The organism is Salegentibacter salarius (assembly GCF_900168265.1).
Classification (GTDB): Bacteria; Bacteroidota; Bacteroidia; order Flavobacteriales; family Flavobacteriaceae; genus Salegentibacter; species Salegentibacter salarius.
Map to the genome: position 1 here is coordinate 24,641 of NZ_FVZF01000018.1, position 21,981 is coordinate 46,621.

Sequence of the window (21,981 nt, forward strand, 5' to 3'; positions counted from 1 at the left end):
CTGTATAATCAAATTTTTTTCTTTTGATATAACTTCCGGGTTTACCCGAAGTTTATTGTTGATTAGGAATAATTTCTCCCGTATATTTAGCCCAAATTTAGTTCACTTTGCTCACAGCTCTATCCATAAAAAATTACGCCTTAATTGAAGATATCAATATTAAACTTCAAGAGGGTTTTACCATTATCACGGGAGAAACCGGTGCCGGTAAGTCTATTATGCTGGGCGCGCTTGGTCTCCTTTTAGGTAACCGTGCCGATTACGGAAGTATTCGGGATGCCGATAAGAAATGCGTGATAGAAGGTTCTTTCAATATTTCTAATTACAGGCTAAAAGATTTCTTTTTAACCGAAGATCTGGATTATGAAGAAAACACCATTATTAGGCGTGAAATTTTGGCTTCAGGGAAATCCCGGGCTTTTGTAAACGATACACCGGTAAAACTGACTTCCCTTAATAAACTGGGAGAGTATTTAATAGATATCCATAGTCAGCACGAAACTTTGAGTTTGGGAAATAACGATTATCAATTCCAGGTGATCGATACTATTGCTAATAGCGATGCTTTTCTGCTGGAATATAAAACGGAACTTAAAGCTTACAAAAAATTACAAAAACAACTTGTTGAATTAAAGGAACAACAAGCACAGGCTACCAAAGAATACGATTACAACCTCTTTTTGCTGAATGAACTTGAAGAAGCTCGTTTGGAAAACGGGATGCAGGAAGAACTGGAAACTCGTTACGAAGAACTGAGTAATGTTGAAGAACTAACCGAAAACCTGAGTTCAGCTTTAAATTTACTCGAGCAGGAAGAAATAGGAAGTTTAGATAGCTTAAAACAGGCTCGTTCCTCTTTGGCCAGAATTGCAAACCTTTCTTCAAATTATGAGAATCTACACCAGCGGATTGAAAGTGTAATTATTGAATTGGACGATCTTTCTACTGAAGTAACTGATGCCTTAGATAGGGTAGAAGCGAATCCCGAAGAATTGGAAGCTACCAATCAAAAGCTTCAGTTGATCTATAATCTACAGAAAAAGCATTCCGCAGAAAATATTGCTGAATTACTACAAATAAAAGAAGAGTTGCAGGAAAAAGTTTCGGTAAGTGAAAATGCCGAAAACGCACTTTCAGAATTAGAGAATGCCATTGTAAAACAGGAAACCAAATTGGGAACTGTTGCTGCAAAACTTCACGAAAAACGAAAAGCAATTATCCCGACTTTTATCAAAGAAGCCGAGACTTTATTGGACGACCTTGGAATGCCAAACGCCCGATTAAAAATAGAGCTGAAAAAATCAGGTAACTTTCTTGCTAACGGGCAGGATGAATTATTCTGGTACCTGGCGGCGAATAAAGGTGGAGACTTTAAAGAAATTAAAAAAGCGGCTTCCGGCGGTGAGCTTTCAAGGATTATGCTGGCCGTAAAAAGTATCCTGGCAGCGCAAAGTAAACTGCCTACAATAATTTTTGATGAAATAGATACGGGAGTTTCCGGAGATATTGCCCAAAAAATGGCGGGGATCTTACAGCGCATGGGGAATTCTATGCAGGTAATTGCAATTACCCATTTGCCGCAAATTGCCGGGAAAGGAAACAGTCATTTTAAAATATTTAAAGAAGATTCAGCTAATGCCACTACCACCAAGATCGAGGAATTAAAAGATGGCGAGCGGGTAGAGGAGCTGGCGATGATGTTAGGTGGTAAAAATATAGGAGAATCGGCGCGGGCTCACGCACGTGCACTTTTAGATTAAGACAATGTTCCGAAACTAATTTTATTATATTTACCCGATAATAGAGTTTTTAAATAATTTTCCCATTAAATTATCAAGAGCAGAGCTAATTTATGGGCTAACAACCAAGAAAAATATATCACTATGTCATATAACCTGTTAAAAGGAAAAAAAGGAATTATTTTTGGCGCTTTAGATGAGAATTCTATCGCCTGGAAAACCGCTGAACGTATTAAAGAAGAAGGCGGGGAATTTGTTTTAACCAATGCGCCCATCGCTTTAAGAATGGGAACTATTAAAGAATTGGCTGAAAAGACCGGTTCTGAAGTTATTCCTGCCGATGCCACTAAAATTGAAGACCTGGAAAACCTGGTTGAAAAATCTATGGAAATTCTTGGTGGGAAAATAGATTTCGTGCTTCACGCTATCGGGATGTCGGTAAACGTTAGAAAAGGAAATCATTATACCGAGCAGAACTACGATTTCACCCAAAAGGGCTGGGATATTTCTGCGGTTTCTTTTCATAAAACCATGCAGGTGCTTTATAAAAAAGAAGCGATGAACGAGTGGGGAAGTATTGTAGCGCTTAGCTATATGGCCGCACAACGTGTATTCCCAGATTATAATGATATGGCCGATAACAAAGCCTTTTTAGAATCTATTGCACGTAGTTTTGGTTATTTCTTCGGAAAAGATCACAAAGTAAGAGTGAATACCATTTCACAATCGCCAACACCAACTACTGCGGGACAGGGTGTAAAAGGATTTGACGGTTTTATCGCTTATGCCGATAAAATGTCGCCGCTTGGTAATGCAACCGCATTAGAGTGCGCCGATTATACCGTGAGCCTGTTCTCTGATCTTACTAAAAAAGTAACCCTTCAAAACCTTTTCCACGATGGTGGTTTCGCCAATATGGGAGTAAGCCAGGAAGTAATGGAATCTTTTGTAAAAGGGCAGGAGGAGAAGTAAAAAATTAAGTTCAGCGTGACGTTTTTTTTACGTCACGCTGAATTTATTTCAGAGTCTGATATGATTGGAACTCAACTCAACTTAGATTCTGAAACGAGTTCAGAATGACGAAAACCACCTTGCCGTCACGCTGAATTTATTTCAGCGTCTAACATGAAATGAAGTTATCTCGACTTAGACCTCCGGATAAAAATCGGAGCAGGCTCTGAAACCAGTTCAGGGTGACGTTTTGATTCACGTCATGCTGTTCCGAAGTAGGGATATTTCAGTGTGAAATTATCTTAGCTAAGACCCTGAAGTTTCTAAAGCCTGTTTAGCATCACAAAAAACACGTCATGCTTAACTTGTTTCAGCATCTAACGTGATTTAAAATTGTGCTGATCTTAGACCTCCGATAGAAATCGGAGCAGGCTCTGAAACAAGTTCAGGGTGACGTTAAGGAGAAATATTTAATTAAAAATCTTCAAATTCTAATTAAAGCATGACCCTGGAATATTCCTTTGTAATTCCCGTGTACAACCGCCCAGATGAGGTAAGGGAATTATTGGAAAGTATGCTTCAGCTTCAATTTTCCCGAGATTATGAGATCGTAATTGTAGAAGACGGCTCTAGTATTACTTCACAGGAGATCGTAGAAGAATTTCAGGAGCAACTCAATATTAGCTATTATTTTAAACCAAATTCTGGGCCCGGGGATTCCCGAAATTTTGGGATGAAAAAAGCAAAAGGCAATTTTTGCCTTATTCTGGATTCTGATGTTTTACTCCCTCAAAATTACCTGCAGGAAGTAGATAAATTCCTTCAACAAAATTACTGCGATTGTTTTGGCGGGCCAGATGCCTCGCATCCTTCTTTCAGCAATACGCAAAAGGCCATAGATTATACCATGACCTCGTTTTTTACTACCGGTGGAATTCGTGGAAAGAAGTCTTCGGTTAATGATTTTCAGCCCAGGAGTTTTAATATGGGAATTTCTCAAAAAGCTTTTGAAGCATCAGGCGGGTTTGGCCAGATTCATCCCGGCGAAGATCCAGATCTTTCCCTCAGGCTTAAAAAACTGGGTTTTAAACTCTGTTTAATTCCCAATGCCGTGGTGTTCCATAAACGCCGAATAGACTGGTCTAAATTTTATACACAAGTGAAAAAATTTGGGCTCGTGCGGCCTATTCTCAATAAGTGGCATCCGGGTTCGGCTAAGATCACTTATTGGTTTCCAGCGGTTTTTACTTTTGGACTTTTATTTGCTGTTCTTCTTTTAAAACTGGGATTTTGGTGGCTATTTCTATTATATGTTTTATATTTTATGCTCATTGCCACTCATGCATCAATTAAAAACAAAAGTTTAGGAATTGGTTTACTGGCTGTTTATGCTGCCCTGGTACAATTTTTTGGCTACGGTTACGGTTTTATAAGGTCGGTTTGGTATATTCAAATTTTAAAACAAGATCCGGAACTCAAATTCCCGAATTTATTCTTTAAAAATGTTTAAAAACATAAAATTTAAACGCGTTTCCATTAAAAGATCCAGTCTAGAGACCTTTGGGTTCTTTTTACTGTTTTCGTCCTTTATTTGGATATCCGTACAGTTTGCTAAAGAATATACGCAAATAATAGATATTCCTGTTTCTTATGTGAATATCCCCCTGGATAAAAGTATTTCTAAAGAAAGGCCCGAGAATTTAAAATTAAGGATCCAGGATAAGGGCTTTGCTATCTGGTATTACCAGATCTTTAGACCTAAAGTGGAACTCGATCTTGGGAAAGCTTCTATACAAAACGGCGCTCTTGTTTATAATTTTGAAGCCAATCGTGAGAGCCTCGAAGACCAGGTAAATATCAATTTTGAAAAAGCCAGGTTTATTAAAGACAACCTTTTGATAGAATATCAGCCTAAAAAAGAAAAAAAGGTTAAGCTCAATCCTAGAATCAATTTAAGTTATGCAGTAGGCTATTCTGCTAACGAGAGTGTGAAATTAAACCCCGATTCTATAAAGGTAAGCGGGCCGGAGGGAATTATAGATACTTTAAAAAATCTCAATACCGTTTATCTTAAAATCAATAACATAAAATCTAATGTTTCGGGGACCGTTAAAGTAGATACCTCAAACCTGGGAATGCTTAGCTTTTATACTACAGAGGTTGCATACAGCCAGGAGGTTGAAAAATTTACTGAGGGTAGTGTTACAGTGCCGGTAGAAATTAAAAACCTGCCCGAGAATACTAATATTTCTATATTTCCGAAGCAGGTTATAGTTTATTTCCAGGTGAATTTAAGGCAGTACGAAATGGTGGAAGCCGAAAATTTTAGAGTGGTTTGTGATTTTAATGATATAGATGAAGGCGATGATTTTATAATTGCCAGTATCGTGAAATCTCCCTCTTTTGTAAGAAACCTTAGGCTTAATGAGCGTAAAATTCAATTTGTAATCAAACGATGATGGTGGTAGGTCTTACAGGCGGAATTGGCAGCGGGAAAACCACCGTGGCAGGCTTTTTTAAAGAAAAAGGAGTGCCGGTTTATATTGCAGACGATGCCGGGAAACGCCTCCTGGAAACTTCAGCAGAAATAAGGGAAAAAGTAATAGCCTTAATTGGCGAAAAAGCCTACACGGGGAAATCGCCTAACCGCAAACACATCGCTTCCGTAGTATTTAAAGAATCAGATAAACTGGATGCTTTAAATAAAATAATTCACCCCGCGGTGGCCAAAGATTTTGAAAACTGGCAAAGCAAGCAAAACTCAGCTTACGTGCTTTACGAAGCCGCAATTCTCTTTGAAGCCGGCGGTTATAAGAAATGTGATTTAAATATCCTGGTTACCGCCAGCAAAGAAGAAAAGCTTAAAAGATTACAGAAGCGCGACCAAAGCACGCTGGAAGAAATTGAAGCCCGAATGGCCAAGCAATGGAGTGACGAACGCAAGAAAAAACTGGCCGATTTTGAAATAGAAAACCACGATTTAGCCCTTACCAGAACTCGGGTTGACGAATTACATGAGATTATCTTAAAACGAGGTAAAAATTAGCAGAAGTTTTGTTAACATTTGGTTAAACGCTTGAAGCCCTAAATGTTAAAATATTACTTTTGGCCACATGAATAAAAAGCTTTTCTTACTTCTTGTAATCTTAATGAGCCTCTCCCTTATCGGCATTATTTTCGTGCAGGGATACTGGATTAAGAGTACTGTAGATGATAAAGAAGAGCAGTTTACCTACGATGTTAAACAGGTGCTTTTACGCGTGGCTTCCCAAATTCAAAACCAGGAAATTGAAGATTACTGGATGAAATTTAAGGATGCCGATAGCACGAATAGCCGATTGGAATCTTCCACTATTACCGAATATTCTTACTTAAATCAAAATAAATTAAGGAATCAAACCCTGTTTCATTCTGATGCGATCCTGGAAGAAGATTATAAGGTTTCTTCGGGGTTTATAGAATCGGCAAGAGATAGTATTCCCTTTACCAAGCTTATTAATAAAAAGGTGACCAGTATTGTAAATAGTCGCAATAATCTGGATGGCAGCGGCCTTAGTTCACAACAGCAAATAGAGCGTATTATTCGTATGGATGAATATGAAAAGAATTTGCTGAAAGAATATATTGCCGATCATACCAGCAGGTTGCCATTACACCAAAGGGTAAGCGAAGAAACTATAAAAACGCTATTAAAAAACGAGCTAAGCAACCGGGAGATCGCTTCAGAATTTGAGTTTGGCGTATATAGCAATAGTATTTCAACGAATTTGCATAGTGATGATTTTTCACTAAGCCATCCCGCTACCTATGGTGTACCGCTTTTTGCCGACGACCTGGGGAATAGCAATTACCAGTTGCTGGTTAATTTTACCGAAAAGAAAAAAGTAGTGCTTTCATCTGTAACTTTAATGGCAGCACTCTCTATAATTTTTACGCTAATTATTGTGATCGCTTATTCCAGCGCCTTATCACAATTGATAAAACAACGGCAGATCTCGCAGATAAAGACCGATTTTATCAATAATATGACGCACGAATTTAAAACGCCTATCGCCACGATTAACCTGGCTTTAGACGCGATTAAAAATCCTAAGATCAGTAGCGATGAAGAAAAGAAAAAGCGCTATCTTAAAATGATTAGGGACGAAAATAAGAGAATGCACGCCCAGGTAGAAAATGTATTGCGTATTTCTAAGCTGGAAAAGAACGAGTTGGATCTTAAAAAAGAGAGAGTTCAACTACACGAAATTGTAGAAGACGCCATTACCCACATAGAACTTATTGTAGAAGATCGTGGCGGGTATGTACAAACCCATTTTGGAGCCCTGCGCTCTTCAATTTTAGCCAACCAGGACCATTTTACCAATGTGATCGTGAACATGCTGGATAACGCCGTAAAATACTCTGAAGACGAGCCTAAAATTGATGTTTATACAGAAAATGTAAAGAACTACATTATTCTTAAGATCCGCGACCAGGGAACAGGAATGAGTAAACTGGTTCAAAAGAAAATATTTGAAAAATTTTATCGCGAACATACCGGCGATATCCATAACGTGAAAGGTCACGGTTTAGGTTTGGCCTATGCCAAGCGAATTATAGAAGACCACCACGGGCAGGTTTCGGTAGAAAGCGAAAAAGGAAAAGGAAGCACATTTATAATTAAATTACCTCTAATATCTTAATATATGGAAACTGAAGACAAGAAAATTTTGTTAGTAGAAGACGATCCAAACTTTGGAACTGTCTTAAAAGATTATTTGGCGATGAACGATTACGAAGTAACGCACGCCAAAAATGGAATGGAAGGATTTGAAAAGTTTAAAAAAGACGATTTCGATCTTTGTATCCTGGATGTTATGATGCCTTACAAAGACGGCTTTACGCTGGCTAAGGAGATAAGAGAAAAGAACGAAGAAATTCCAATTATCTTCCTTACCGCCAAAGCGATGAAAGAAGACGTGCTTAAAGGTTATAAAGTTGGGGCAGACGATTACCTGAACAAACCTTTTGATAGCGAAGTATTGCTTATGAAGATTAAAGCTATTATGCAGCGTAAAGCTACAGATAGCGTGGCAGATTCTAAGCAATTTGAATTTAAAATTGGTGATTTCCATCTTAATTCTAAGCTAAGGTTCTTAACCTTTAGAGAGGAAGAGCCACAAAAACTATCTCCAAAAGAGAACGAATTGTTGCGCTTGCTTGCCCTGCATGAAAACGATTTGATGCCAAGGGAACTGGCGCTTACCAAAATTTGGAGAGACGACAACTATTTTACTTCCAGGAGTATGGATGTATATATCGCCAAACTGCGTAAATACCTTAAGAAAGACGAGAATGTAGAGATTCTAAACATTCACGGCGAAGGATTTAGATTGGTGGTTAAAAACCAGGAAAACGCTGAAGCATAAAGCGAGGTGATTTTCAGTTTCCGGGAATAATGAGAGTGGCTTATATGTTTTAGTCCATTTGCCGTAGTGCTGAATTTATTTCAGCGCGAAGCGCGCCGTTCTATCGTCATGCTGAACTTGTTTCAGAGGACGTCATCCTGAACTTGTTTCAGGATCTAGGTTGTTAAGAAGTTAGATGCTGAAATAAATTCAGCATGACGATTTTTAGACGAATGCAAGACGTGTAAAAGAGACTTTTAACAAAAAAGGCTGCTCTCATTGTTTTCCTACCCGGAATTCCTTACAAAAGCTTCCCGGCTACTATTTGGCCTGGTATTTTTGTGACTTTTAAATTACGGGAAACCGTAGAATTAACGTAATTTTTAAAGCTTTCCCACCACAAGTTTTATCTTTACTGCCGGAGGCGCTAATTTCCGGTTATGAAGCAACTTTACCCTACAAACTTCACTTTTACTTTTCGGCTACTGCCGTTATACCGGAACACCAGCCTTTTTCTTCTTATTTTTTTACTGAATTTTACTCTTGGGTTTGGGCAGCAACCTGAAAATACTGTTCCTGAATATGATCATTTTAATTGGGTTGATTTGGTGAATCAAACCATATTAAATTTGGATACAGATGAACTGCCTATTAGTATTGATGTTTCGCCAGATAATTATTTATATATACTTACTTTCGGCAACGGTGTTGAAAAGAGAAACTCAGCTGCAGAATTAGAACAATCCAATTTTATTTCAGGACTAAGTAGCCCCCTTGATATGGCTATTGATTCTGAAGGGTATTTTTACATTGCTGATTATTCCGAAGATGAAGAATGTTCTAAGAATGGGAAAATAAAAATTTTCACACCTACAGGCGCTTTGGATCGAATAATTTATACAGGGATTTATCGACCTATTGGGATAGAAGTTGATTCTGAAAAAAATATATATGTTGCCGAATACAATCAGGAAGGAAATGGCTGTGAGGGCGATGAACTTAGTAGGGTTAGTGCTTATAGTAATTCCGGTAGTAGAATAGCTGAAAATAGTAATGTTCTTCGTCCATATAGGATTGCAGTAAGCTCCGATAAAACTGTGTATGTTAGTCAGGAAGGTGGAAATGATCCTGCAGTATTGACTTTAGATGGTAATTTAAATATTACTGGAAGATTACCTAATATTCAATCCCCCGGTAGTATTAAAATAGACGATTTTGGCTTTATTCATGTTGTTGAATATGCAGGACGAATTGACTTTAGTAACTTTCTGAATATTGAAAATTTAGGTTTAGGTGAGATTCAAGATATAGCAGAAGAAATAGACAGTGGTATCGATGATGAAGCTTTTTTCATTAGAATTTATAATCAAGCAGAAAATTATAGAAATTCTATTACTGAAGAGATAGATTTCCCTGTGGATATAGCATTTAATAGTTGCAATCGTATGTTTGTAAATAATGCTTATGTAGATGGGGAAACCATTATTTTTTTAGGGTACTTTCCCGAAGAATTTGAATTCGACCTCGAAATCTACGAAAGAACACCTTCTTTAGATACCAAAAAACCAATTGCCTTATGTAAAAGTGGTTTAGAATTTACTTTAGAGAATGGAGAAGTCACCATAACAGCCGGTCAAATAGATGGTGGTTCTACCGATAATTGTGAGATAGAAAGTTTAGAACTTTCTCAGTATACTTTTGACGAAGCCAGGGATTATGATATTGAATTAACCGTTACAGACGCTGCAGGAAATTTTGATACTTGTGAAACTACCATTACGATTTTACCTGGGGATGAAGAGGAAACGCCACCTGAAGCAAATTGTAATAGTTTTGAAATTACTCTAGATAGTAATGGAGAAGCTTCAATTACAGCAGATCAAGTTTATAGCGGAAGTGAAGATTTGTTACTTGAAATTGATAAAGAAAATTTCACCTGTGAAGATATTGGCGAAAATGAAGTTATTCTTACTGTAAAAGATTCAGAAACTGAATTAACTAATACCTGTACCGCCACAATTACGGTATCAGATAATCAAGCTCCTCTGATAAATTGCGTTGCTGAAGGCAAAGAGTTTCAATTAGAAAATGGCAGCGTAACAATTGCGGTTGCAGATATTGAATTAAGTTCTTCCGATAATTGTAGTATTTCTACCAAATCACTTTCTGAAACTACCTTTACAACGTCAGGCACTAAAAATATAACTTTAACTGTGATAGACGAAGCAGGTAATATTTCAGATTGTTCTACTGATATTGAAATATTACCGGAAGAAGATACTTACAATTTCGAGTGTATTGGTGCGCTAACGGTAAATTTGGGAGAAGATGTTCAAAATTCTGGAGTAGAAGAAATCCCAACTTTAGAATTTATAATTAGTGATACTTCAAATCTAGACTTTGAACTCACCAATCAACAATTCATTTGCGAAGATATTGGTACTAATCCGTTGACTATTAGAGCCACAAATAAAACGACCGGTGAAGCATATTCTTGTGAAGTAGAAGTTACTGTAGTAGATGTAGGGGCGCCTTTAATTATTTGTCCGGCAGAGCCAATAACTACAAATCTTCCGGAAGGCGGATATGAAGTTCCCAATTTCTTTGAAAATAGAGTTTCTGATAATTGTAATAGTTTAGAAGAATTGGAATTGGTTCAGGATGTAGAGCCGGGAACCGTATTGGATGAAGCTGGAACCTATACCATAAATTTAACCACTACCGATACTTATAACAATGTGGAAACCTGTGAGATTACTATAATTCTGGAGGAAAATGATCCAGTAGCTCCCGAAATAGAATGTGTAAGTCACGAGCTTTTCCTGGACGAAAACGGGCAGGTCACTTTAGATCCAGAAGATATTTTTGCTGGTGAGCGAGGAAACTTGGTATTAAGTACAAATATCCAGGATTTTGATTGTTCCAACCTTGGAGAAAACACCGTGATTTTAACCGCTACAGATCCTGATACAGGCTTAAGCAGTAGTTGTCCTACCGAAGTTTTTATATTGGATGATATTTTTCCGGAGGCTAATTGTGTAGCACCGGGACGGGAATTTAGATTACAAAATGGTAGTGTTACAATTTCGCCATCGGCCATAGATTTAAATTCCGAAGATAATTGTGAGATCACCAGGACGCTTTCCGAAGATACTTTTACAACTCCTGGCACAAAAAATATTACACTGTATATAAATGATGCTGACGGAAATGCTGATGAATGTTCAACTTCTATAGAAATTCTACCGGAAAACACAAATTCCCCTACCTACCGCTGTATCGAGGAAGAAGATATTCCCGATATTCGGCTGGATGAAAATTGTGAACGTATTATTCCCGATTATACCCGTTTAATTGAAACCGAAAATTTCACTGCTGAGTTTACTCAAACCTACGAGCAGCTTACCGAGAATACTTTATATTTTACTATTGAGATAAGAAACGAGGCAAATGGAGAACTGGTAGGAGAATGTTCTTTTTCTGCTAATATTATAGACCTTATGCCGCCAAAAATAACCTGTCCCGGAGACCAGGTAGAAAATTTTGACCCCGAAGAAGGTTTTGTGATTCCCGATTATGAAAATATGGCCAGTTTTTCTGATAATTGTGGCGAAGTCACTTTTCAGCAGCGTCCGGCACCCGGTGAGGTAATCTTTGAAGATACGATGGTTACCCTTACCGCATTTGATGAGAATGGTTTAGCCACGCCCTGCACTTTTGAAATTCAGCTTAGCCAGGGCAACGAGTTGAATATTACCTGCCAGATAGATCAAAATGTAAACCCCAACGAGGATTGCAGGTTTACTTTACCCGATTATACTGATACTGCAAGTATTAATTTACCGGGTGCCGAGGTGACCCAAAGTCCGGCTCCAGGAACAGTTATTTCAGAAAATACCCAAATAAAACTTACAGCTACCCTGGATCGGCAAACTGATGAGTGCGTTTTTATGGTAAATCTAATAGATAATGAAGACCCAGTAGCTAATTGCGTTTCCGGTTATGTAGTGAATTTAGATTCCAGCGGCAATGCCACTCTAGCTCCCGAAGTTCTGGATAACAATTCTACCGATAACTGCGGGATTGTTTCAATGGCTTTAAGTCAAACTGAATTTACCCGCGCCGATATTGGAGAAGTGCCTATAACTTTAACGGTTCGTGACGATGCCGGAAATATGGACACCTGTGAGACCACGGTAGAAGTGGTAGATGAAGCTTCAGGAGAATTTCAGTGCCGGGAAAATGTGGTGGTTAATCTTAATGAAAATGGCGAAGCCGTGCTAAGTCTGCAGGAGCTTTACACCGGTAACGCCAGCGGAATAACTCTGGAGGCAAGTCGGTTAAACTTTAGTTGCAGCGATCTTGGTGCGGTGCAAATTCAACTGGATTATTCCGGGGCTCAAACCGGCAGCTGTACAATTAATGTGGAAGTTCGGGATGAAATTCCCCCGGTGATCAATACAGATATAGTAGAACTCACTTTAGATGATCAGGGTTTTGCTTACCTGGAAGAAAACGATATGTTAGCTGAAGATAATTGCAGCCAGCAACTAATTTACCGTTTTAGTAAGTCGGTTTTTAACTGTAAAGATGTAGGTTCAAATACAGTAAACGTTGAGGTAGAAGACGCAAATGGGAATATAGCCGAAAAAAATATTGAGGTGAGAGTTAACGGGGAAGCTTGCGAAATTCCCGATAACGAAGACCTTGAATTTCTATTTATCTACCCTAATCCCAATAACGGAATTTTCACCATTGCCACTCCGGAAGGAATGCTGGTAGAGCAGGTGCGTGTTTTCGATTCCAGGGGACGCTTTATTCTGCAGAAAGAGTATAAAGACATCGCCCGTTTCTACAGAATGACTATCGAAAGCGTAGCAGCATCAGTCTACACCCTGCAGATCTTCACCAACGAGGGAGTGATCGTAAAAAGGGTGATTATTAGTCTGTAGTCTGTAGTTTGTAGCCGGTAGTAGTTTCCTGTCATTGCGAGCACTTTGTCACTTCGAGTGGTCCGACGCGAGTCGGGATGTATCGAGAAGTGCTTTGAAGTTCCCACTTCGATTGGTTCTCTTTGATTTAACACAATAAGCTGAATTTACGGCATGCTCTAAGTTGAGAGAAAAAACAAGCTAGACCCTGAAATAAATTCAGGGTGACGTGTTACAGTTGAGTGATTAGAACAGCTTGCGTCCGGGTGGCAATTCACACGTCATGCTGAACTTGTTTCAGCATCTAAGTAGAGAAAAAAAAAAGAAGAGTGAAGAGAACAAAAAAAGAGTCAAGAAGCAAGAATCAAGAACCAGAAATCTGTATTTTCTCAAACCTAAAAACTAAAACAACAAACTGAGAACTGGGAACTCACAACTGAGAACCGACAACCGAAAACTTTTTTACCATACCTCCAACAAATTATTAACGCTTCTTTGGCAGCAAAAACTAAGCTTACTGCCTAATTTCGTTGGGTATACCGGGAAGTTGACTTTCCCGGGAACGCAACCTAAACCTACATACCTTGAAACCAAAATACACGAAACTAAGCCTGCTATTTGTAGGGCTTTTTATCATAATTTTTTCTGCCTGTAATAACAATAACGCACAGGAAAAACTAAAGGAAAAGGAAATTCCATCTACGCAACTGGATACCATTGCCCTGGAACCACCGGTTTTTAAAGCTACCTACAGGCTGGATTCTATTTCCAGCAGGGAGCACCTGGACAGTCTTCAAAGTAGCTTTTCTGAAGAGGAGCGAAAACTGGTTTATGCGCTAAATAGAATTGATGCACACCGGATTAAACCCGGAACCAAACTTATAATTCCCGATTCCCTGGTAAGCGATCTTAATTTATATTCCCCATTTCCGAAGAGTTTAGATCCTTTGGATTCTATTGGGAAAACGGTAGTGATTTCGCAGCGTATCCAGGCTTTTGCCCTATACGAAAATGGTAATTTGTTACAATGGGGCCCGGTAAGTACCGGCAAGCAGAGTACAGGAACGCCCTCTGGACTTTACTACGGAAATTATAAAGCCAAAAGAAAAATAAGCACTATAGATAAATCCTGGGTGATGCCATACTATTTCAATTTTATGAATTTCGAAGGAATTGGCACCCACGAATATACCCTGCCGGGTTATCCGGCCAGCCACGGGTGTGTAAGGATGTTCCAGGAAGATGCTAAATTCATTTACGAATGGGCCAGTATGTGGGAATTGGAGAACGATGTAATTGTACAAAATGGCACTCCGTTTATGGTGATTGGCGAATATGATTTTAAGGAAATACAGCCCTGGCTTAAACTCGCTGAAGACAATAAGTTTAATGAGTTAAATCCTGAAGAAATGGACACGATTAAGGTGTATGCCCAGCGCTATAAAAACGATCCTTTGAATTTTAAATTCGAAGATCTAAGCGAGAAAGAAATCGTGCTTTAATCCCTCCAGAGGGGTTAATTCCCACAGGCCTGTCTTGAAATTTCAAAAGTTTTTTTCAATTCACATCTCATTGACTTACCCGTAGCTTCTTGATTAACTAAGGCATTTTGTATTTTAGTAAGAAATTAAGTTTATGAGATTCAGATTTCGTGTTTTCAGTTTATTAAGTATTCTTTTATTTTCCTTCGGAAGCCTTGCTGCACAGGAAACCACAGTGATGGTGAGAGCTTTGGCAAAAGATGCAAAATTTATAGGAAGCTCTATTGGCGGGGCAAAAATTATTGTTAGAAATGCTGAGACGGGAGAGATCCTGGATCAGGGTTTTACTTCCGGAAGTACAGGAGATACCAAACTAATTCTCAAAACTCCGCAAGAACGTTACGATAGTCTAACCGATGAAGAAACAGCAGGTTTCAAAGCGGAATTAGACATTAAAGAACCTACGTTTGTAGAAGTAGAAGCCCACGCGCCTTTTAATAAAAAGCAAGCCAGGGTGGTGTCCAGTACGCAGCTTTGGGTTATTCCCGGGAAGAATATCACCGGCGATGGGGTAGTGCTGGAAGTTCCCGGTTTCGTGGTAGATATTCTTTCTCCACAAACCCACGAGCGTATAAAAGCATCAGAAATAGTAAGTTTAAAAGCCAATATTGTGATGATGTGCGGTTGTCCCGTAACCGAAGGCGGTACCTGGGATGCCAATCAATATGAGGTGAAAGCAATTCTAGATGCCGAAGGAAAAGAAAGTAGGGAAATAGCGCTTAAGCCAACAGAAAAAGCCAGTACTTTTGAGGCAGAAGCGAACTTAAACAAAGGTTACTACACCATCACCATTTATGCTTTTGATCCCGTGACCGGCAACACCGGCGTTGATAAAACCAATATTATTATTAATTAACTCACTAAGTGAGATTTGATAACAGGGGTTCGGCATTACCGTCATTGTGAATTAATGAAATGAGTGCGGCAATCTTTTGTTGGACAAAGTGAAGAGTGAAGAGTGAAAAGTTAATAGAAAATAGTGAATACACCGTCACTTCGAGTGGCCCGACGGGAGTCGGGATGTATCGAGAAGTGCTTTTCAATTCCAACTTCAAAAGGTTCTCGATACGTCGCTATTTTCGTTTCTACTCAAATACCGCTACTCGAACTGACGCGTTTAACTATTCAAGAACAGATTGCCACGTTGGCTATCGCCTCCTCGCAATGATGTTGGTGCTTTTGTCATTGTGTGCGAATGAAATGAGTGCGGCAATCTTTTGTTTTGAAAAGTGAAAAGTTAAAAGTGAAGAGTGAAGTGTGAAAAATTAATAGTGAAAACGATCCGTCACTTCGAGTGGCTCGACGAGAGTCGGGATGTATCGAGAAGTGCTTTTTAGTTCCAACTTCAAAAGGTTCTCGATACGCTGTTATTTTCGTTTCCACTCAAATATCACCACTCGAACTGACGCGCTTAACTATTCAAAAAACAGATTGCCACGTTGGCACTCGTCTCCTTGCGATGACCTTGCTAATTAGCACACTCAAAGCATTTCATTAATTCGGGGCTTATTTTAATGTCTTCAGAGCCTTTAAGAGGTTTGTTTAGCAATTCTTTTTCGGTAATAATACGGTGAAATTCTTTTGCATATTTTACTAAATTATCCCTTCGGGATTTTATTTTTTCAGTGATCTCTTTGCTGTTCTGCTCAGCGATATTTTTGGGCCAAACTTTAAAAGCATCGGCAATGGCATCATCGGTCAATAAATCCTGTAGCTTTTTTGCTTCCGCAGTAAAGATTTCAACCGGTGTATTAGTAAGGAAATAAACATCGTTTGGGTAAACCAACCCGGGCATATGACTAATCTCTTTTTCAAAAGGTCTTACTTCAGGCTCAATATTTTTATTAGAAATTATCCCGGGAATTACTCCGCCTAGATTAAAAAAGGCATTATCGCGATCTCCGGCCAGAGGAATGGCTTTAAAAGTATTGCCTTCCTTTTGAACTACCCAGCCCCATTGCTTGGCGTGCCTGTCCCAATCGCCAATAAGCATATCAAATAAACGCGCTCTTACAAACGCATTTTTATCTATGGAAACCTGTGAAGGATTTTCTTCTTTTAATTCTTGAAGGTTTTTGGTGTCTAATATTTTATATACATTTTTATAGCCTGTCCAGTTCTCTTCGCCTTCGGTTTCATATTCTAGCAGAAATAAACGATTTCCATATTTTTCATTGTATTGCTTTCCTAAAAACTCCTGTTTCGGTACAAAAACTACTTTGGGATGTGTATGCAAAACCCCTGCTTTTTCAGAAAGAGAAGCTGCCAGAATTGCACCATAAGGGTGCGAAGCCGAAATGGCGTCTATAACGATATTTTCAAGGCCCAGGCTGCGAGCGAATTCGGGAACGTGGGTGGAGGGATCTTTATTTACACTACGCAGGGAATATAAAAATCCGTTTTTATCTTTTAAGCGAAGCGAGTGGGTTTGGGTGCCGCCACCTTCTTTTACAATCTCAATTCCTCCATACAGGCTATCTAGAAAAAGCACCGGAACTTTTACCGGGCTAGTCCAGGCTTCTCGGTAATTCTCACCCTGCATGATATCCTTAAGTTCATTCGCTTCATACAAGCTACTGGCGGCTACCTCTACCGAATCATGTCTTCGGAAATCCATGCTTTCCAGATCATCCAATTCCTGAATAGTGACCGTCTCAAATTCTTTATCTGCGCTGGAAACTGAAAAATATACCAGTATTATAAACGCGATAAGGAGTATAAAAACTAACCAAAGCAGTTTTTTCATTTTCTGTGATTTTAGATAGGTTTAAAAATACAGATTTATGAATTATTCTGATGAAAAAAAGGATTATACCTGTTGAGGTTTTACGCGATAATCGAGATTAAATGATCCTGGGTCGGGAACTTAGTCGTCTCTTTTTGAAGTAAATGATCACGCTTAAAATTTTAATCCAAAATAAATAAAAACCTTCTTGCTATAGTAATTCCTGAATCTTTTCCTCCAATTCATCTCCGCTAAGATTACGTGCCACCACTTTCCCTTCAGAATTTATAAGATAATTAGAAGGAGTTTTTCTAATCCCATAATTAGTGAAAACCGGGCCTTCCCAGCCCTGAAGACTGCTAAGTTGTGGCCACTTTAAATTATCATTTTCAATGACCTTAAGCCATTCTTGCTTTTCTGTATCGCGGGAAAGAGCTATTATTGCGAGCCCCTCAGACTTATATTTTCGATATAGCTTTTTTAGTTCCTGGTTTTGCATTTTGCTGGGATTACAGGTAGAGGCCCAAAATTGTAAAAGCGTTACTTTCCCGGTTAATTCAGAAAATTTTCTTGTTTCACCGTTGGGGGTGGGTAATTCAAAATCGGTGTATTTTTCTCCAAGTTGCGGGATACTATCGTTATTCAAAAAAGAAAGTATCCGCTTTCCAAAGGAGCTCTGCTTAATTTCCTCTGGAAACATTTCAAAATATTTTCCGGTGGTTTCCTGGCCCCATTTTCCGGAAACTTCATAGAGCATTCGAAGGCTTATTAAGGCGTTAGGATTGTTTCTGATAAAAGTTTCCTGGCGATTTCTAAGTTCAGCATCACTAATTTTATCAAAATCCCTGTAAATACTTTTTTCTTCCTCAACTAATTCCTGGGAAACAGAGCCGGTAACTTCTGCATCCTGGAAATCTACATTGCTGGCATCAAAACGCATTGGTTTATCCTGTAGCCATAATTCTTTGAATTTAGAGCGATCTTTAGTATGAAGCATCACCCATATTGTGGGCTCGGGGAGCTTGGTGTTAAATTTAAAGCTATCGTTTTGCACTTCTGCGGAATCTAAAGTTCCGCCATTTACCAGGTCCCTAAAATACAACCAGCTGCCATCTTTTATATCCTTAGTTTCCCCTGTTAAGGAAAAGCTAGATTCCTGCGCCTGAAGCGAAGTGAGAGTAAATAGAAAGCTGAAAATGATAAAAATTAATCGCATAAATCAACGAATTTACATGTCAATACGTTGAAGATAAGGATTAAATCTAGATTGGATGTAAGAAGGCTTGCTGGGAAAGGGTATTATCTAGAAGTCTTAGTATATACTTCAGGTGTTTTTGCCGAATTGACCCCCTAAGACAAAACCAATCCCGATTATAAATCCAATGATAAGAGCGCGGGTAATTCCGGTCATGCCATCACTAATAATCAGATAAGTTAATATCCCAATCAAAAGAACTAAAATACCAGCTTTTGCAGTTTTACTCATATTTAAAAACAGGATTGAACTGCCAGGATTGAACTGAATTAATTATTGTTTGGCCTCCGGAAATTTCCACTTCCAAAAACGAAATTTTCCGGTAAGCAGAAAAGGAACTCCTACACCGACTAACATTCCAGCAAAGAAATTTAAATTATGAGCTTCAAAATTATAGCTCCAGATGAGTCCGGTGGTAATAAGAAAAAGGCCAAATATTCTTGCTTTATTCACAGTTAAAAAATATAGGGTGGATTAACCTGCTACGATAGCTTTTAAAGCAAAGTCCAAGAAAATAACCAGCATAAGTGCAGTGAAAATAATTCCTACTAATTTTAAAGTATTGATGCGATCTTTCATATTTAAATTTTTAGTTACACAAAGATTTTGAGAAATGTTTCGTAGTGAAAATCAGTTTGATTTTGAAAACATTAATCCCTGGGAAATTCAGTTTTTAATAACGAATTTTAATAAAACTAACGGTAAATATAAGGAATTTTATATGTTTTATCCAAATTTAATCTTAAATACGGGCTTTTTATACGTGTTTTGGTTAAAAAATTACAAGTTTTTTAAAATTCTTTTTTCGGTAGAGAAGCTAGCTATTTTCGGCTAAATGTTTTCTTTTCTGATAGTATTTAAAAATAAGCAGGATCAAGGCTATTTGTAGGATAAGAGAAAAAATAGAAGCTTCAAATCCGAATTTTCCGCCGTTTAAAATATTTTCTTCAGCAATATTAAATTCAACGATAGAATAGAATTCCTGGCCACTTACATTAAAACCAAAATAAGCTTGAAATAAATTCCAGCTAAAATGCAGGGAAATAGGAAACCATAGGTTTTTGGTATAAATATAGGAAAGGCCCAGTAATATCCCCGCGCCAAATAGGCCTGCAAGCGCTATCCAGCTGAGGTTAGGATTAAAACTATGGGCCAGTGCGAATAATAAAGAAGAAACAATTAAAGCGATATAATTATTAAAGCTATACATTAAATTCCTTTGAATATAGCCTCTACACAATAGTTCTTCGCTAATACTTACAGCCATAAAAACTCCAATAGATAATAAAATTTCCTGTAGATCCAGGTTGAAATTTTCAACATTAATTTCATCTAAAACTACCAGTAGAAAGAAGCCTGTAGCCATGACTATAAGTCCTATTATAATTCCTGCAAGGAAATCGAACCCGCGATCTTTAATTTTTAAGCCCAGCTCTTTAAATTTTCTTTTTTCAACAAATCTCATAAAGAGATAAAGAACTGTAAGTGTTGCCAGTAACGTAGCTATGGTTATAATAAATGACTGGAGGCTGGTTTTTTGCAATTCTTCTTCAAAGGATATGCCTCCAATTACATAAGCTATTGTTTGAAATATAGCCAGAATAATAACATAAGGGAAAATAAGAAGTAGTACTCTTATCCAACCCATTTTTTTATCGTCTCTTTTCATTTTTAATATTCGGGAATGCTTATGCTTGTTGGGGTTTCAGTTCAATTTGGTTTAAGAGATCGGTGAGTTTGTACAAAGACTCATCTTCCATTAGATCCTTGTCGATCTTAAGTTTAGCTTGCCTGGTTTCAAGTGTGAAACTGCTTTTAAACTTCCAAATTGCGGTGAGTTCGTTAAGTTTTATGCTTTTAGGAAAAAGGGAATTTTTGGTTAGTCTGCCTTCCGAAATATGTAAATATTGATGTTTCTTTTTATAGTACCAGGTGCCCAACTGTAGTAGGCCAAGTAAAGCCCAGGTATAATAAATAAGCGAGAAATTATTAAGGAATACTATTGCAATGCCAATAATTAAAAATCCTATCTCGGAATAAAGTTGATAATTAAGCTTTTTCTTTTGGTAATAGATAATCACGGTTTAGGATACTTTTAAAGTATATTTATAGAGGGCTATTCCAACCGTCTAACGCGGCTTCTATAGTGAAATCGAGTAGGTAAACTGCCATAATTATTAAACCGATGATCCCTATGATTTCCAGGAAAGTATAGTTGGGTTTCATAGATGTATTAAATTCCTAAAAGTCCTTGTTTAAAGTGCTCCCAATCTGAAAGTATTAAATACACAACGATAAGCGCTACACCTATTAAAAAAATACTGGTTTTGGAGAATTTCTGAGTTTTTTGGTTTTCCATAGCTTGTTTTCGTGATAAGTGGATGAAAATATTAAAATGTTACAAAAAACCACCTAAAAAATCGATTTTTATTGATTAAAATGAAAATCCCGGTGAGCATGCCAAATTTTCCCATCGTGCTTCATAAGGCTGAAATTTTTAACGGAAAAGGAATCAGTGAATTCGCGCGCTTTAAAATCTGCCCAGGCTTTGGGAAATTGTTTATGATGAAGATCTCGAGAAGCGAGGGTGATATGCGGATGGATCTTAGAAAAAGTTTCGTGCTTTTTTAAGCTGAAATTTTTCATAAAAATTTCCTGTAAATCGGCGTGCAGGCTAATTAGTTCTTTGTGATCTTCAATATTTATAAAGATCACTTTTTGACCGAATCTTCCAAAATCTTTTAAATTAAGCGGGAAGCTTTTTTGATTTTCAGCAAAGCTTTTTAAACTATCAATTAGTTTTCCTTCTTCGGTTTCTGGAATTTTAAATGGAATTTGCAGCGTAATATGCGCCGGCAGTTTCAACGCGTGTTTTGCCTTGTATTTTTCGGCAATCTCCAGCTTCAGCGATTTTATTCGCTTACTTATTTCTTCCGGAGGAATTATTGCGAGAAAATATAATGGCATTTCAGTTGAAATTTGAATTGACACTGCTTTAATTTCCGAAGAAAATTTTACAGGACTTCTGGAAAACGCTTTTAATTAACTGCAAAAATTGCCAGGAATTTAAAACTGACTACTTTCAGCAATAAAAACGGTTTTCTTATTAAAATAATAGATGATCAAACCAAAGGTGAACAACAGTAAATTTTGCACCAGGCTGTCTACCATAAAATTTAGATCGTCTCCCGTTGCCACTTTTATGAGTTTTCCAAGTATGGAAAGTCCGGGACCAATCATCATGATAATCGCCCAAAAGTGGATGGCCGTTTTTGCCAGTCTGTGTTTGTTAAATAGTAAATATAACAGCGCTAATTCTATGACTACTGCAATTAATCCCAGGAGGTTGCCGGTAACCACCATATAAGTGTTCCAGATTAGTAAAAGAAAAATATAAACAATAAGCAGTCGGTAAAACCACTTGTTCTTAAAAACCATTTCCATAAGGA

At 37.9% G+C, this 21,981-nt stretch carries 19 protein-coding genes; 10 read left to right on the forward strand and 9 right to left on the reverse strand.

Annotation, left to right across the window (positions count from 1 at the left end; all coding sequences use genetic code 11):
* Positions 1-107 precede the first annotated feature (107 nt).
* The 10 genes from recN to B5440_RS10680 all read left to right on the forward strand — a co-directional run bounded on the left by recN (position 108) and on the right by B5440_RS10680 (position 15,408).
* Positions 108-1,760 carry a DNA repair protein RecN gene (gene recN / locus B5440_RS10635; RefSeq protein WP_070053614.1) on the forward strand — a complete coding sequence of 551 codons (1,653 nt, stop codon included), beginning with the start codon at positions 108-110 and terminating at the stop codon, positions 1,758-1,760.
* A 123-nt stretch (positions 1,761-1,883) separates the two neighbouring features.
* Positions 1,884-2,711 (forward strand): enoyl-ACP reductase FabI, encoded by an 828-nt coding sequence (locus B5440_RS10640; protein WP_070053613.1) that lies wholly within the window; start codon positions 1,884-1,886, stop codon positions 2,709-2,711.
* 481 nt (positions 2,712-3,192) lie between these two features.
* Positions 3,193-4,200, forward strand: coding sequence for a glycosyltransferase family 2 protein (locus B5440_RS10645; protein WP_070053612.1), 1,008 nt, complete (start codon positions 3,193-3,195; stop codon positions 4,198-4,200).
* Positions 4,193-5,149, forward strand: coding sequence for a CdaR family protein (locus tag B5440_RS10650; protein ID WP_070053611.1), 957 nt, complete (start codon positions 4,193-4,195; stop codon positions 5,147-5,149). Before B5440_RS10645 ends, B5440_RS10650 begins: the two co-directional genes overlap by 8 nt.
* Positions 5,146-5,736 carry a dephospho-CoA kinase gene (gene coaE, locus B5440_RS10655; RefSeq protein ID WP_070053610.1) on the forward strand — a complete coding sequence of 197 codons (591 nt, stop codon included), beginning with the start codon at positions 5,146-5,148 and terminating at the stop codon, positions 5,734-5,736. Before B5440_RS10650 ends, coaE begins: the two co-directional genes overlap by 4 nt.
* Positions 5,737-5,803: 67 nt before the next feature.
* Positions 5,804-7,375, forward strand: coding sequence for a sensor histidine kinase (locus tag B5440_RS10660; protein ID WP_070053609.1), 1,572 nt, complete (start codon positions 5,804-5,806; stop codon positions 7,373-7,375).
* A gap of 3 nt (positions 7,376-7,378) precedes the next feature.
* On the forward strand, positions 7,379-8,101 hold the full coding sequence (locus tag B5440_RS10665) for a response regulator transcription factor (RefSeq protein WP_070053608.1): 723 nt from the start codon (positions 7,379-7,381) through the stop codon (positions 8,099-8,101).
* A gap of 419 nt (positions 8,102-8,520) precedes the next feature.
* Positions 8,521-13,032, forward strand: coding sequence for a T9SS type A sorting domain-containing protein (locus B5440_RS10670; RefSeq protein ID WP_070053607.1), 4,512 nt, complete (start codon positions 8,521-8,523; stop codon positions 13,030-13,032).
* 563 nt (positions 13,033-13,595) lie between these two features.
* Positions 13,596-14,513: a L,D-transpeptidase gene (locus B5440_RS10675; RefSeq protein WP_070053606.1), complete on the forward strand. Its 918-nt coding sequence runs from the start codon at positions 13,596-13,598 to the stop codon at positions 14,511-14,513.
* A gap of 133 nt (positions 14,514-14,646) precedes the next feature.
* Entirely contained in the window at positions 14,647-15,408 is a 762-nt protein-coding gene (locus tag B5440_RS10680) for a hypothetical protein (RefSeq protein WP_070053605.1), read from the forward strand.
* Between the two features lie 612 nt (positions 15,409-16,020).
* On the opposite strand, the gene B5440_RS10685 is transcribed toward B5440_RS10680, so the two are convergent.
* The 9 genes from B5440_RS10685 to B5440_RS10720 all read right to left on the reverse strand — a co-directional run bounded on the left by B5440_RS10685 (position 16,021) and on the right by B5440_RS10720 (position 21,976).
* On the reverse strand, positions 16,021-17,298 hold the full coding sequence (locus B5440_RS10685; protein WP_070053604.1) for a hypothetical protein: 1,278 nt from the start codon (positions 17,296-17,298) through the stop codon (positions 16,021-16,023).
* A gap of 190 nt (positions 17,299-17,488) precedes the next feature.
* The gene (locus B5440_RS10690; protein ID WP_070053603.1) at positions 17,489-18,493 is read right to left on the reverse strand and encodes a TlpA disulfide reductase family protein; all 1,005 of its coding nucleotides are present in this window, start codon (positions 18,491-18,493) and stop codon (positions 17,489-17,491) included.
* A 108-nt stretch (positions 18,494-18,601) separates the two neighbouring features.
* The gene (locus tag B5440_RS15560; protein ID WP_157823640.1) at positions 18,602-18,763 is read right to left on the reverse strand and encodes a hypothetical protein; all 162 of its coding nucleotides are present in this window, start codon (positions 18,761-18,763) and stop codon (positions 18,602-18,604) included.
* A gap of 42 nt (positions 18,764-18,805) precedes the next feature.
* Entirely contained in the window at positions 18,806-18,985 is a 180-nt protein-coding gene (locus B5440_RS10695) for a hypothetical protein (protein ID WP_070053602.1), read from the reverse strand.
* Between the two features lie 364 nt (positions 18,986-19,349).
* Positions 19,350-20,201 (reverse strand): CPBP family intramembrane glutamic endopeptidase, encoded by an 852-nt coding sequence (locus tag B5440_RS10705; RefSeq protein WP_070053600.1) that lies wholly within the window; start codon positions 20,199-20,201, stop codon positions 19,350-19,352.
* Between the two features lie 19 nt (positions 20,202-20,220).
* Positions 20,221-20,613: a hypothetical protein gene (locus B5440_RS10710; RefSeq protein ID WP_070053599.1), complete on the reverse strand. Its 393-nt coding sequence runs from the start codon at positions 20,611-20,613 to the stop codon at positions 20,221-20,223.
* A 152-nt stretch (positions 20,614-20,765) separates the two neighbouring features.
* On the reverse strand, positions 20,766-20,891 hold the full coding sequence (locus B5440_RS15820) for a hypothetical protein (protein WP_262506379.1): 126 nt from the start codon (positions 20,889-20,891) through the stop codon (positions 20,766-20,768).
* 68 nt (positions 20,892-20,959) lie between these two features.
* Positions 20,960-21,499, reverse strand: coding sequence for a 2'-5' RNA ligase family protein (locus B5440_RS10715; protein ID WP_141728114.1), 540 nt, complete (start codon positions 21,497-21,499; stop codon positions 20,960-20,962).
* A 99-nt stretch (positions 21,500-21,598) separates the two neighbouring features.
* Complete coding sequence (locus B5440_RS10720; protein WP_070053597.1) at positions 21,599-21,976, reverse strand: hypothetical protein; 378 nt, start codon at positions 21,974-21,976, stop codon at positions 21,599-21,601.
* Between the last annotated feature and the right edge of the window lie 5 nt (positions 21,977-21,981).